This is a genomic window from Streptomyces tanashiensis, from assembly GCF_014648895.1.
Lineage (GTDB): Bacteria > Actinomycetota > Actinomycetes > Streptomycetales > Streptomycetaceae > Streptomyces > Streptomyces tanashiensis.
The window spans coordinates 639,775-654,170 of sequence record NZ_BMRZ01000002.1 but is presented as its reverse complement, the minus strand read 5'-3'; the positions used below and the strand labels follow the sequence as shown (position 1 = coordinate 654,170).

Annotated in this window: 3 protein-coding genes; 1 reads left to right on the top strand and 2 read right to left on the bottom strand. The window is 71.0% G+C overall.

What is annotated here, in order from left to right; genetic code table 11:
- Window positions 1-5: 5 nt before the first annotated feature.
- Complete coding sequence (locus IE237_RS08575) at window positions 6-8,111, bottom strand: SpvB/TcaC N-terminal domain-containing protein (protein WP_229842457.1); 8,106 nt, start codon at window positions 8,109-8,111, stop codon at window positions 6-8.
- A 422-nt stretch (window positions 8,112-8,533) separates the two neighbouring features.
- Window positions 8,534-9,901, bottom strand: coding sequence for a pyridoxal phosphate-dependent decarboxylase family protein (locus tag IE237_RS08570; protein WP_189801192.1), 1,368 nt, complete (start codon window positions 9,899-9,901; stop codon window positions 8,534-8,536).
- Window positions 9,902-10,473: 572 nt separating this feature from the next.
- On the opposite strand from IE237_RS08570, the gene IE237_RS08565 reads away from it, so the two are divergent.
- A complete protein-coding gene (locus IE237_RS08565) occupies window positions 10,474-14,382 on the top strand; it encodes a Pls/PosA family non-ribosomal peptide synthetase (protein WP_189801191.1) in 3,909 nt (1,302 codons plus the stop codon).
- The last annotated feature ends 14 nt before the right edge of the window (window positions 14,383-14,396 follow it).

The window sequence follows — 14,396 nt, the reverse complement described above, 5'->3', positions numbered from 1 at the left end:
GACAGCTACTGCGGCCGCTCCCGGATCACTCCCATGAGTTTCATGCCCTCCCACCTGGCCAAGATCGCGGCGTGGAGGATCTCGGGGGTCACATCGGCCCCGTATCGGTTGTACAGGTCGATACCGAACGCGATGGACTCGATGTCCTCCTTGGAAAGCGACCCGTTCTCCCGCAGATCGATGTAGCCGGCGCCCCCTTGCAGGATCAGGCGGCCGAACCCCGCCGCCGTGCCCACGTAGCCGTAGTGGGCGTTGGACCAGAAGTCGTCCCGGATCTGGAGGTCGAGCCCGGTGGCCTCCTTGCTCCCGGTGATGTCGGTCCAGGCGAACTCGTTGCCCCCGTTCTTCTCCTTGACCGTGCCCTTGTGGTCCCACGGGCCGCCGGTCTTGACGAGTTCCTTCCACTTGTCGCCGGCTTCCTTCTTGTTGCCCCAGTAGCCCGGCTTGAGCCAGCGTGCCCGGCTGGGGTCCATGTTGAGGGACCTGATCTCCTGTACCTGCTCGGACCGGGAGTTGGTCCACATCTCCTGGGCCATGTAGTTCTTGATGTCCTCGTAGGGCGTTTGGGGTGCCCGCCCCGTCGGATCGACCAGCTTGACGGGGTTGTTGTGCGCGTACGTGTAGGCGGCGAGGTTGCGGGGCTCGGAGATCCCGCCCGCCAGCTTGGTGTCGAGGTACTCCGGCAGGGCCGGATCGGCGCTCGCCCACAGCTGGGTGCGCGGGTTGTAGTAGCGGGCGCCGTGGTAGCTGAGGCCCGTCTCGCTGTCGAGTTCCTTGCCGGTGAACCGGTACGGCGTGTCCGCCTGCCCGGCCCGTTCCTCCACCCAGGTCTCCCCGGACGCGAAGTACTCCAGGTGCTCGGTCACCGCGCCCGTGCCGTCCGTGACGTATCCGGACGAGCCGAGGTGGTCGGTGTGGAAGAACGACCGGGCGTTCTCGACTCCGTCCGCGACGGTCTTGGTCGTCAGGCGGCTCTCGCCGATGAAGACGTGCTTGTAGCCGGTGCCGTCCCGCTCGCTGTAGTTCCGGTTCGGGTACAGCGAGAGGCTTTCGCCCTTCTTCACCACGCGCTCGCCCGCCGCGTCGTACACATAGGACACGGTGGCGTCCGCGCAGCCCGCGGGGCTCTGTGCGACCGTCGTGGTCGTGGTGTCCTGATTGCAGGCGAGGCGGTTCTCCTCGTCCCACACGTACTGCCGGCGCTTGCCCGCCGCGGCGGTGTTCACCGTGGCGGTGAGGTTGCCGTCGGCGTCGTAGGCCTGGGTGATCGGGCCGACCCGGCTCGGCGCGTGCGGCTTGCCACCGTCGTAGGTGTAGGCGTAGGCGTAGCTCGTCCGGTCCTGCACGTCGGCCGGGTTCGACGGGTCGTCGACCGGTTCGATCGGTCCGGGGGACCCGGGGCCGGGCGGGAAGGCGGGGACGCCGCCGGTGATCTCGTGGCGCTGGGACTTGCTCGTCATGTTGTGGAGGGAGTCGTAGCCCAGCGTCAGGGTGTACGTGTCGACCTGGTTGTTCTTGTCCGTGTACTGCCCGGACGCCGACGTCAGCCGGTTCAGGTCGTCATAGCCGTAGGTCTGGGAGCTCGGACCGCCGATCACCCCGTTCCGCGGCGCGGAGTTCGCCAGCGCCGTGACGTTGCCCGCGTCGTCGTAGGTGTAGCCCAGGTCCTGGAACGCCGACCCGTCGGGCGCCGTGGACTTCAGCGTGGCCGGCCTGCGGTCCTCGGCGTCGTACGTGTAGGTCGTGCGCACCCCGTTGCCTGTCTCCTGGAGGGTCTTCTGGCCGAACTTGTCGTAGTCCAGCCGTTCCAGGTAGGTGTAGTCGGTGCCGCTCTTGACCCCGGTCGCCCGCGTGACCTGGCCACCGGAGTCGTAGCCGTAGGTGAGCACCTCGCCGTCGGGGTACGTCAGCTGGAGCACGCGGTTGAAGCTGTCGTAGCGCCACGCGGTCGTGTAGGTGCGGGGTGAGCCGGCGACGGCGCTGATCACGCGCGTCTCCCTGGTCAGCTCGCCCAGCGGCCCGTAGCCGCGGGTGACCGTCCCGGCCGCGTCCCGGACCTCGGTGATCCGCGACGCGGCGTTGTCCGCCGCGCCCGGGGCGCCGTAGGAGTACGTGACGTCGTTGGCCGGGAACCTCGGGTACCGGACGGCCTTCAGCCGGGAGTAGTCGTAGTCGTACTCGATGGCCTGGTCCGTGGCCCGCAGGTTCGCGGTGGTCTTCGCCGTGATGTTGCCGGCGAGGTCGTAGCGCGTCTCGGTCCGGCCCGCGTCCGGGCTGTCGAACACCGTGCGCCGCCCGAGGCCGTCGTACTCGGCGCGGGTGACGTTGTCCTCGTCGTCGGTGACCCTCGTGATCCGGTCGAGCGGGTCGTACGCGTAGCTGGTCCAGACAGGCGTCGAACCGCTGAACTCCTTCACCGCCGCCGTCGTGTCGCGGACGCCGGTGTAGACGCGGCGCTGCCTGCCCTTGGCGTCGGTCACCGTGTTCTCGAACCGCGTCACGCCCGCCCGGTCCGGCCCGAATCCGTACCCGTTGGACGTGCTGGTCCCGTCCGGCCGCACCGTCCGGACCGACCGGTCCAGCACGTCGAACGACGCCTTCGTCGGGGCCACCGGGTCGAACGCGGCGTTGAACGTCGTGTTCGCCGCGCCCTTGGGCTCGGTCACCGGGTAGTACGTCTCCGTCGTGCGGCCGAGGAAGTCGAACGTCAGCCGCCCGGACACCGTCATCACCGGCTGCGGCGCCGCTCCCGGCGACGCGGCCACCGACGCGTCCTTCTTCGTCTGCAGCACCCGCTTCAGGCCGTCGCTGAAGGTGACGGTGTCGATGGTGTCCGCGCGCAGGCCGCCGGCGTCCCGGTCCAGGTTCTTCGTCGTGGCGTACGGGACCGCCGCCTCGGGGTGGTAGTCGAGGTCGACCGTGACCCGGTCACCGCCCGCCTCGTACGGGCCGGTCACCGAGTCCAGCCGGCCGACGCTGTCGTACGCCATCGTCAGGGGCTGGCCGTTCTGGTCGGTGCTCCGCTCCGGCAGGCCGTACTTCAGGTTGTGCGTCGTGGCCGACCGGTACCCGAAGCTGTCCACGACGGACTCGACGTGCACGCCGACGACCGTGTCGTAGCCGTACTCCAGCTTGAACCGCTGACCGGACGTGTTCGCCGGACGGGTCACCGACCGCAGGTTCCCGTCCGGGTGGTACTCCAGGTCCGTGACCGCGATGTCGGTGGGGGTCGCGTACTCCCGGATCTGCCGCAGCGCCCCCGTCGCACAGTCCACCGTGGCCTCGCGACGCCGGAGCGAGGCGTCCGTCGCGACCGCGCGCTGGGACACGGACCTGGCCAGCCCGACCAGGTGGCGATCCCGGCACGCCTGGTCCGACGCGGAGTACCCGAAGTCGGTCTGGACGTCGTCCTCGACGCCCTCGTCCCCGGCGTCGAACGCTCCCGTCAGGTTGCCGTACTCGTCATAGGTCATCGCGGTGTGCGTGGTCTTCGCGGCTTCCTGCGCGCCCTCGTGGAACTTCCTGTCCACACGGGTCAGTTGGGGGAACACCGACGCGGTGGTGCCCGCCGGATCGGCCGCCGTGCCGGTGGCGACGTCGTGGAGCCGATACGTGTGGACGGTCTCGGTGAACGGGCGGCCCGCGCCGTCGGCGGTGAGCGTGCGGGCGAGCAGGCCCCTGGTGTACACGCTGTCGGTCCGGTACTCGTCGGTCACCGACCGGTAGAGGGCATCGCCCGCACCGGGATCGCGGACCTCCGAGACGACCTTGCCGAAGCCGCGGAACTCGCGCTCCAGCCGGTCGTACGTGCCGTTCTCGTAGCGGTAGGTCGTGAGTCGGCTGTCGGCTCCGTCGCCGGCCTGACCGTCGAACACCGCGGTACGGGACAGGACCCAGCGGCTCTCGGGCATCGCCTGGGTGTTGCCGGTACGGGTGTAGTCCAGGTCGATCCGCGCGCCCATCGGGCGCGACACCGTGCGCAGGAGATTGGTGCGCCCGGTCTTGTTGGTGGCGACCAGCATCTCGTTGTCGCGGGTCGACTTGACGTGGTCGGCGAGGCCGTCGCCGTTGACGTCGCGCAGGATGGTCTCGGCCCGGCTGATGCCGGTGGACGCGCTGGCGCCGGGGTTGAAGACGAAGACGCCGACGGGAGTGGGCAGGCCGACGGTGAAGTAGACGCCCGCGCCGAGGCTGGCGTTCTTGTCGACGGCGATCTCGGGGAAGCTGCCGCGGAACGGGGTGGGTGTGGTGAAGCCGGTGCCGGTGTTGACCGCGACCTTGATCGGGTTGGCCCCGTCGGTGAACACCCGGTCGGTGAGGCCGTCGCCGTTGACGTCCATCATGCTCGCGTTGGTGAACGAGGTTCCCAGCTCGGCGGAGACGCCTCCCGCGAAGCCGTAGCGGTCGATGTTGAACCCGAGGTTGACGCCGACGTTGCGGGTGGACGCGTCGTTGATCGGTCCGGCCGACCAGGGTTCGCGGGCGGCGAAGGAGTAGCCGAGGTTCAGCTGGGCGTCGCCGTTGCCGAACACCTTGTCCGGCAGCCCGTCCCCGTTGATGTCGATCAGGTCGACGCGGGCGTCGGACTCGCCGCCGCCGATGCTGCCGCCGATGCCGAGCGACGGCTGGACCGCGCCGGTGCTGGCGGTGTTGGCGCTGGTGCCCGCGTCGGGCGCGGCCATGCCCAGGGCGCTGGCGATGGTGGCGGTCTCACTGCCCGCGGAGAGCGCCACGTTGCCGGAGACGTTGTCCGCCTCGCGGACGTTGCCGCCGAGGGTGCCGCGCGTGGCGCCGAGCGCGCCGGTCATGTCGGAGAACTGGATCTCCTTGGCGCCGACGACGTCGGGGTAGCCGTCGCCGTTGAGGTCGAGGTAGTCGACCGAACCCGCGGTGATCCCGCCGACCACGGTGCCGCCGAACGGGCCGGCCGCGAGGGTGGCCGACACCTGGCCGGTGACACCGCGGCGCATCACCGCCCGGTCGCCCGCCACGTCGGCGTCGGTGACGACGTCGATGGTGTCCGCGCCGAGGCGGGAGCTGGTCGCCATCGCGGCGGTGACCCAGGAGGACTCGTCCTGAGCGGCCCAGCCGCCCTGGGCGGGAACGGGGGCGAACACCGCGAGGCGCGGCATGCTGAGCCTGGGATGCGCGGCGAAGGGCGCGACGTCCGCTTCCTTGGGCTCCTTGGGAAGCGCGTCCTTGAAGCTCTGGTCCAGCGTGAGCTCGGCCTGCTTGAGCGGTTGGGTGGCGCGGTCGCGGTTGCCCTGGTAGCCGATCACACCCCAGCCGCGGTAGGGCTGGGCGAAGGCGCCCTGCCCGACGGAACCGTGCATGGCGCTGGGCGCCGGAGTGAAGGCCGGCCAGCTCGATGCCACGTCGTAGGTGACCGACGCGGACTGATCGACGAGCAGGCTGAGCAGTCCGGTCTCCGTCGTGGAGTAGTCGATGTAGAGCTCGTCGCCGGCGGTGACCGGTACGGTCAGGTCCAGGTTCGGGCCACCGAAGGGGGAGGTGTCCCTGGCTTGGAAGACCCGCTTTCCGAGCAGCTGCCCGCCTCGCTTCTTCACCGTGAGCGCGATCTTGGCATCACCGAGGAGGTTGAAGTCGAAGGACAACTTCGGCCGCACCTTCAACTGGCCCGTCTTGGTCGCCTTGTAGGACTGCTGCGGCGCGGTGAGGGTGTCCGCAGGGAACATGTTCAGGTCGTACGGCGGGTTGATCACCAGCGTGGGGTCGCCGTTGGCGTCGACGACCGACTCGACCCCCTGGGCGGCCGTGTAGTGCGCCTTCGGCGCCCAGCTCACCGCCGAGGCGTCGATGGGGGAGTCGGTCTTCAGCTTCCACGACATCTTCTCGAACGTTCTGACCGGAATGCTCAGGTCGATCGCGGAGGTGCCGGTGGACGCGGCGGGCAGGACCTTGCGGAACACCTCCGTGCCGGGGTGGACGCCGTTGCCCTTCTCGATCACGACGGTCACGTCGTCCGAGGTCGCCTTGGACTTGACCACGTCACCGGTCAGCCGCAGCGTGCCGTTCACCGGCACGGTCACCAGGGACGGCCGGCCACCGTAGGTGAAGTCGGACGACGCGCGGAACACGGTGTTCGCCAGCCCGTTCGCGTCCGTGCCGGCCGGCAGGTCGGTGTAGGTGATCGCCGGGTCCCACGCCACGGTGTCGTACTTGCCGTCGAGAATGGACTGGGTGCGGAAGTAGAGCGCGTCGCCCTTCTTCACCGGGATCGACGCCACATTGCCCGGGGTGAACTCGGTGTGGTCGTCGGGCCCGATCCGCTGTGCCCAGAGTTCGGCGTCCTTGTGCTGGATGGTGACCCGCACGCCGTCGGCCTTGGTGTAGGCCGCCCGCGCCGGGGAGGGGTCCTGGGTCAGCTGCACGCGGCCGTCCACGCGGACGTTGCCGTCGTACGGCGCGACCCAGCGGCGCACCGTGTCAAGGAGCGGCGAGTTGTCCACCTGCTGGTTGAACTGCGCGGTCTGATCGCCGACGATCTCGCCGGTCACCGCGCCGCCCCCGATCGGTGCCGGGGTGCGGGTGGAGTCCGCGCTGTAGGCGGGTTGCCCGTCGGCGTCCAGGTAGCCGAACAGCACGCCGCCGTTGTTCACCAGGTCGGTGATGCCGTCGCCGTTGACGTCGCTGAAGAACCGGTCCGAGGTGGTCGTGGTGCCCACGAAGTCCAGCTGGGCCGAGGTGGTGAGGACGTACGACTCGATGCCGATGGTGCCGGACAGCGTGCGCTCGGTGGAGATTCCCGGGAGGCCGGTGAGCTTGACCGGCGTGTCGCCGAACTTCGGCTCACCTCCTGGCGTGGCCAGATTGGGCCGGTAGAACACGTCCTTGTTCTTGCGGAACACCTTGTCCGGCAGGTTGTCGCCGTTCACGTCGACCAGCGTCGACAGGCCGTCGGACTGGCCCGCGCTGAACCCGACCTTCAACCCGACGGAACCCTCCTTGGTCGGCAGCCCCTGCACGTTGTAGCCCGCGAACAGGTGAGCGCCGAAGCCGGCCGACGTGTTGGCCGAGATCGCACTGGCTTCGCCCTCGCGGATGTTCACCCCCAGGTCGTCGTCCGGGACCGACCAACCCGCGGCGGTGGCGAAGGCGTTGTAGGTGCCCGACGGGTCGCGCACGTCGTCGAAGTAGTCGAACGTGTGGGTGTTGAAAAGCTTGTTGTTCTCGCCGAACTGCGACACCGAGGTGAGCAGCGTCTTGGCGAACGCGCCGGTCCGGTAGTTCAGCTCGTAGGCGCGGATCAGCTGGTCGTCCAGCCTGACCTCGACGCGTCGCAGCAGGTCGGCGGTGACCTTCTTGAACCCGTACCTGGCATCGATCCGCACATCCGCCCGGCGGGGCTCGCCGCGCTCACGGTCCCGGATGAACGTCACCGAGTACCTGCCGTCGGTGTCGCCGCGGCCGGTGTAGGTGATCTTCTGCGGGTACAGGTCGCTGCCCGGCACCGCGGCGCCCGACGTGCCGCCGTCGGCCACCTCGGCGTACCGGTAGCGCAGGACGTTGTCGTTGCCATCGCGGACCTCCCGCGCCGCCCAGGTGGCGACGCGCCCCTTGCCGTCGGCCAGCGTGCTGTCGGCCGTGCCGCCGAAGAGCGTGCGGACGCCCTTCTTGTCGGTGACCTCCCACCAGTAGTTCGTGGGGCTGTCGCCGTGGCGCACGATCCGGTCGAAGCGGCCCTCCACGCGGGAGTGGAACACCTTCTCCGCGGTGCGCGCCTTCAACTCGCTCCGGTGCGCCACCGGGGTCAGCTGCTCGCCGTTGAGCAGGTAGGTCTCTGTTTCCAGCCCGGCGTCGTAGCGCGGCACACCCCACCGGGTGTCGACCGTGACCATCGGGGTGGTGACGTCCCACCCGACGCCGAGCCACCCGTTCGTTCCCGAGGAGTTGTACGTGACGGCCAGCTTCGGCTCCAGGCCCGCGCGGCCCTTCGGTACCTCCAGCGGGTACGACAACCGCGCTTCACCGCTGTTGTTCGCCGAGGGCGCCCCGATCAGGTTCACCCCGGAGCCGGGGTCGGCTGCCTTGATGTCTTTGATCTGATTCGGGTTGAACGACGTGCCCTCGGGATGCTCGGGGCCCTTCACCGCCGATTCGGCACCCGCCTGCGGTTGCCCCGCTGTGACCCACCCGGGCGGCGCCACCCCCAGCGCCGGCAAGGTGACGACCAAAGCCACCAGCATGCTCTTGAAGCGCGCACGAGCCGACGCGAGGACGAACATGCCCCCGACCCCCTCTGGAGACTGACTTCGACCTAGGACACGGCGCTTTCCGTGGAATCGCGGCCAGTAGAGCCACCCCGGCGACCGCTCGTTGAACGTACACGTTCAAAAAGTTTGCGGGCAAGGTCGATGATCGGACTCACGCCAGGCGGTGGCTCGATCGTCCCGGGCGGCTACGCCGACGCGATCCGGACCACCGCGTGGCCGGCACTGCAATGCCGGACGGTGTCGCCGGCCACGGCTATCGCGGCGCCGCCGGGAACGCGCGACGGGCGGTCCGAGGGTCGTCAGGCCCCTGCGGACGCGCGCCGGATCGCGTCGAGTGTGCGCGCCACATCGTCGTCGGTGGTCGACCAGTTGCTCACCGAGATCCGCATGACGCGCCTGCCGTGCCAGGTGGAGCCGCTGATCCACGCCGTGCCGTCGTCGAGGAGCCGGGCGAGTACCCGGTCGGTACGCCCGTCGCTGCCGAACTCGGCGCAGACCTGTGTGAACGCGACGTCGTTGAGAACGGTCGCGCCGTCGATCTCGGCGATGCCGGCGGCGAACGCGGAGGCGTGGCGACACAGCCGCTCGACGAGGTCGGAGACGCCTGATCGGCCGAGGGACCTGAGGGCGGCCCACACGGTGAACGCTCTGCCGCGCCGCGAGAGTTCGGGAACCTTGTCGATGGGGTCGCCGTGCTCGTGCTGGATGAGGTAGTCGCCACGCTGGCCCATGGCCGCCCGGAGCGCCGACGCGTCGCGCACGATCGCGAGTCCGCAGTCGTAGGGGACGTTCAACGTCTTGTGGGCGTCCGTCGCCCAGGAGTCCGCGTCCGCGCAGCCCGCCGTCAGGTGGGCGCAGCGCGGCGAGGCGGCTGCCCAGAGTCCGAACGCGCCGTCGACGTGGATCCAGGCGTCCGCCTCGCGCGCCGCACGGATGCTCGCGGCGAAGGGATCGAAGGCGCCGGAGTGGATGTCGCCGGCCTGGAGGATCACGATCGTGGGGCTCTGTCCGCCGGCCGTCAGTGCCCTGCGCAGGGCCTCGGGCTCGATGCGTCCTTGATCGTCCGCCGCCACCAGGTCGGGCCGGCCGAGCCCGAGGTAGCGCAAGGCCAGGTCGATGGCCATGTGCCGGGACTCGCCGGCGACGACACGCACGGACGGGCCACCCGTGAGGCCGTCGCGGGCGACGTTCCATCCGGTGCGCCGCAGCACCGTGTCCCGCCCGGCGGCGAGGCACGTGAAGTTCGCCATCGTCGCACCCGTGGTGAAGCCTACGGAGCTGTCCCTCGGCAGGCCGAGCAGATCGAGCAACCAGGCACCGGCGATCTCCTCCGCCGCCGCGTACGCGGGCGAGACGGTGCGCATCACACAGTTCTGGTCCCAGGCGCTGACCAGCCAGTCGGCAGCCAGCGCGGCCGGCTCGGTGCCGCCCACCACGAACCCGTAGAAGCGGCCGCTGGGGAACGCGGTGAGCCCCGGCTCGCAGGCCGTGGCCAGCAGGTCGACGACGTCCGCGGGCGTGCTGGGGCCGGCAGGCAGTTCGGCACCGAGCGCACCCACGATCTCGTCGACCGAGGCGCGGGCGGGAATCCGGCGGTCGGGCAGGCTCGCCAGCCACCGGACAGCATGGTCGTACGCCTGTCGGAGCGCTGCCTCGCGCGCGTCCATACCTCGGACTATGCGACCGTCGCCGCCACCTCGCAAGCCGGCCGCGGTCGGGGTGCCTCGCAAGATCCGGAGGGAGAGTCCGGATGCGTTCCGGCTCACCGACTGCGACGTCCGTGGTCGGATGAACCGCGGTACAAGCGCCCGTGGGACGAAGACGGAGGACACATCCATGGCACAGGCCCACCGGCCGACCGGCACCGACTTCGGCGCCCGTTCCCCGGGAACGCCCCCGGCCTCCCGGCGTGACCGGTTTCTCCGGGTGGGCGCGCCGTCCGTTGCGGCGACCGGGCTGACGGCGGCGGTCGAGGTCGCCTCCCGTCGCGAGCGTCGCGTGCGGTGACGCCGGGTCACCGGGCACGGACGTCGACGGCACGACGCTGCCGGGCTTTGGCCGGAACCCAAGGAGAGCTGTCGCAATACCGGATTTCCTCGGCAACGCGCAAGGGATTCGACAAGGAAATCCCCGTCGGCGCACTAGACTGGCGGGCTGTTTGGCGTCGGATCGGAACAACCCGGGCAGACCCGGGCTCCACCGGCGACCCGGACGTTCCGGGAGCGAGACGCGAGGGCCGATGTCAGCCACACCTGAGCGCGGTGAACTCACTCTGCTCGACGACGGGGAGACGCGCGAAGAGCCCGGCAAAGCGGCCCGGTTCTCCGCCGGACCCGCCGCCCCGCCCCGTACGCTCGTCGACATCCTCGACGCGACCGTCCTGGCGTACCCCGACGAGTTCGCCCTCGACGACGGCTCCGCCCAGCTGACCTATCACGAGCTGGCAGCCGAGGTCGAGCGGCGGCGCCGCGCCCTCGCCGCGGCCGGGGTCGGGCGCGGCGACCGGGTCGGCGTACGCGTGCCCTCCGGGACCAACGAGCTGTACGTGGCCATCCTCGCCGTGCTCGCCGCGGGGGCCGCCTACGTGCCGGTCGACGCCGAGGACCCGGACGAGCGGGCCGACCTGGTCTTCGGCGAGGCCGGGGTGCGCGCGGTGCTCGGCGCCGGACAGTCCGTCGAGGTCACCGGCGACCCCGAACCCGGCCACGCCCCCGCGGCCCGCCCCGGGCCTGAGCACGACGCGTGGATCTTCTTCACCTCCGGCTCCACCGGCATGCCCAAGGGCGTCGCCGTCGGCCACCGCAGCGCCGCCGCCTTCGTGGACGCCGAGGCCGCGCTCTTCCTCACCGAGGAACCGATCGGACCCGGCGACCGGGTCATGGCCGGACTGTCGGTCGCGTTCGACGCCTCCTGCGAGGAGATGTGGCTGGCCTGGCGCCACGGGGCCTGCCTCGTGCCCGTCCCGCGCTCCCAGGTACGCAGTGGCGCCGACCTCGGTCCCTGGCTGGTGGAACAGGAGATCACGGTGGTCTCCACCGTGCCGACCCTGGCCGCGCTCTGGGAGCCCGAGGACCTGGGCGAGGTCCGGTTGCTGATCTTCGGTGGGGAGGCCTGCCCGCCCGAACTGACCCAGCGCCTGGTGACCGAGGGGCGCGAGGTCTGGAACACGTACGGTCCCACCGAGGCCACCGTCGTCGCCTGCGCATCGCTCCTGACCGGTGAGGAACCGATCCGCATCGGTCTTCCGCTGAACGGATGGGACATGGCCGTCGTCGACGAGTCCGGCGAGCCGGTGCCCATGGGCGGCAGCGGCCAGCTCGTGATCGGCGGCGTCGGCCTGGCCCGCTACCTCGACCCCGCGAAGGACGCCGAGAAGTACGCCCCGCTCGCCTCCCTCGGCTGGCACCGCGCCTACCGCAGCGGCGACCTCGTCCGCGCGGAGCCGGAAGGGCTCGTCTTCCTCGGCCGGGGCGACGAGCAGATCAAACTCGGTGGACGCCGCATCGAACTGGGCGAGGTGGACGCGGCACTCCAGGCCCTGCCCGGCGTCGCCGGAGCGGCCGCCGCCGTCCGCACCGCGCGCAGCGGCAACCAGCTCCTTGTCGGCTACCTCGTCACAAAGGAGGGATGGGACCATGCCGCGGCGGTCGAGCGGCTGCGCGCCGAACTCCCGGCGGCCCTCGTGCCGCTCCTCGCGCCGGTCGACGACCTGCCGACCCGTACCTCCGGGAAGGTGGACCGGAACGCGCTGCCCTGGCCGGTGCCCGACCTGGAGTCCACCGGCTCCGACGAGCAGCTCTACGGCACCGAGGCCTGGCTCGCCGAGCGGTGGAGCGAGACCCTCGGAGTGACGGTCACCCGTGCCGACGACGACTTCTTCGCGATCGGCGGCGGCAGCCTTGCCGCCGCCCAGCTCACCACCCGGCTGCGCGCCCGCTACCCGAGCGCGGCCGTGGTCGACATCTACCAGCAACCCACCCTGCGCAAGCTCGCCCGCCACCTCGAGCGGTCCGTACAGGCCGACAGCGCGGCCCGGACCGTCGCTCCCGTCCCGCTCCGGTTCCAGGTGACGCAGTCGCTGCTCCTGCTCCCGCTGTTCACTCTGGTCGGACTGCGCTGGATGGTGGCGCTCCTCGCCCTGGGCAACGTCCTGCACCGGTTCGGTTCCTACCCGTGGGCGCCCACCGCCTCCTGGTGGCTCGTCGCCGCCGGCGCCACCCTGCTCTACAGCCCGCCCGGCCGGCTGGCCCTCGCGGCCGGCGGCGCACGCGTCCTGCTGCGCGGGGTCGAGCCGGGAAGCTACCCGCGCGGCGGAAGTGTGCACCTGCGGCTCTGGACGGCCGAACGACTGGCCGACCACGTCGGCGCGACCTCCCTCACCGGGGCCTGGCTGGAGCGCTACGCACGGGCCCTCGGTGCCAAGGTCGGCCCGGAGGTCGACCTGCACTCCCTGCCTCCCGTGACCGGCATGCTCAAGCTCGGACGCGGGTGCGCCGTGGAGTCCGAGGTGGATCTCAACGGGCACTGGCTGGACGGGGACCGGCTGGAGATCGGCCCGGTCAAGGTCGGCGCGGGCGCGGTCGTCGGCACCCGCAGCGTGCTCTTCCCGGGCGCGCGGGTCGGCAAGCGGGCCGAGGTGGCCCCGGGTTCCGCCGTGACCGGGCAGATCCCGACCGGTCAGCGCTGGGCCGGAGTACCCGCCGTCAAGCTCGGCAAGTCCAAGCGGAACTGGCCCGAGGAGCGCCCGCCGCGGGCCTTCCGCTGGCGCGCCGTGTACGGAGCGACCGGCTTCTGTCTCCCCCTCCTGACCGTGCTCGCCGCCCTGCCGGCGCTGCTCGTCGTCAGTCTGTTCGTACCCGCGGACGCCCGGCTCGCCGAGGCCCTGCGCAGCGCGCTGACGGCCGTGGTGCCGGGAGCGCTCGCCTTCGGGTTCGCGTACGCGCTGCTCCTGCTCGTCTCGGTGCGTCTGCTCAGCCTCGGGCTGCGGACCGGGACCCATCCGACGCACAGCCGGGTCGGCTGGCAGGCCTGGACCGTCATGCAGTTGATGGACCTCTCCCGGGAGACCCTGTTCCCGTTGTACGCCGGGCTGATCACACCCGTGTGGCTACGGCTGCTCGGCATGAAGATCGGCCGGGGCGCCGAGGTGTCCACGGTGCTCGCGCTCCCGAGCCTGACGACCGTGGGTGACGGCGCGTTCCTCGCCGACGACACCCTGACCGCTCCTTGCGAACTGGGCGGAGGCTGGGTCCGCATCGGACATTCCGAGATCGGCCGCCGGGCGTTTCTCGGCAACTCCGGAATGACGGCGCCGGGCCGTAGCGTGCCCGACGAGGGGCTGGTCGGCGTCCTGTCGGCCACTCCGAAGAAGGCCAAGAAGGGCAGTTCCTACCTGGGCCTGCCGCCGGTCAAGCTGCCGCGATCCGCGGCCGGCGCGGATCGGAGCCGTACCTACGACCCGCCCGCGCACCTGCTGTGGGCCCGGGGCCTGGTGGAGCTGTGCCGGCTCGTCCCGGTCTTCTGCTCGGCCGCGCTCTCCGTCCTGACCGCGGCCGCTTTGTGCGCCCTGATCGCGACGAGTGGCGTCGGGGCCGTGGGGGCCGCGGCGCTGTCCGGAGCGGTCATGCTCGGCGCCGGGGCGACCGCCGCGGTGGTCTCCGTGGCCGGGAAATGGCTGCTGGTGGGCCGACACCGAACGGGGGAGCACCCGTTGTGGAGCGGCTTCGTGTGGCGCAACGAACTGTCCGACACGTTCGTCGAGGTCCTGGCCGTGCCCTGGCTCGCCGGTTCGGTGCCAGGGACGCCGGTCCTCACCCTGTGGCTCCGTGGTCTGGGGGCCAGGATCGGCCGGGGCGTGTGGTGCGAGAGCTACTGGCTGCCCGAGACGGACCTGGTGCGGCTGGGCGACGCAGTCACCGTGAACCGCGGCTGTGTGTTGCAGACGCATCTCTTCCACGACCGGATCTTGAGGACGGATACTGTGGTGCTCCGCGAGGGCGCCACCCTGGGCCCGAACGGAATCGTCCTGCCCGGAAGCACGGTCGGGGCCCGCAGCACACTGGGACCCGCCTCTCTCGTGATGGCCGGGGAATCCGTCCCCGCCGACACCCGCTGGCTGGGCAATCCGATCGAGGCGTGGCGGTCCTGAAGGGGCTACGGCGT

Bases quoted from the DNA above. Each gene is read 5' to 3' on its own strand.
- IE237_RS08570 (WP_189801192.1), bottom strand. From the start codon at position 9,901: ATGGACGCGCGCGAGGCAGCGCTCCGACAGGCGTACGACCATGCTGTC.
- IE237_RS08565 (WP_189801191.1), top strand. From the start codon at position 10,474: ATGTCAGCCACACCTGAGCGCGGTGAACTCACTCTGCTCGACGACGGG.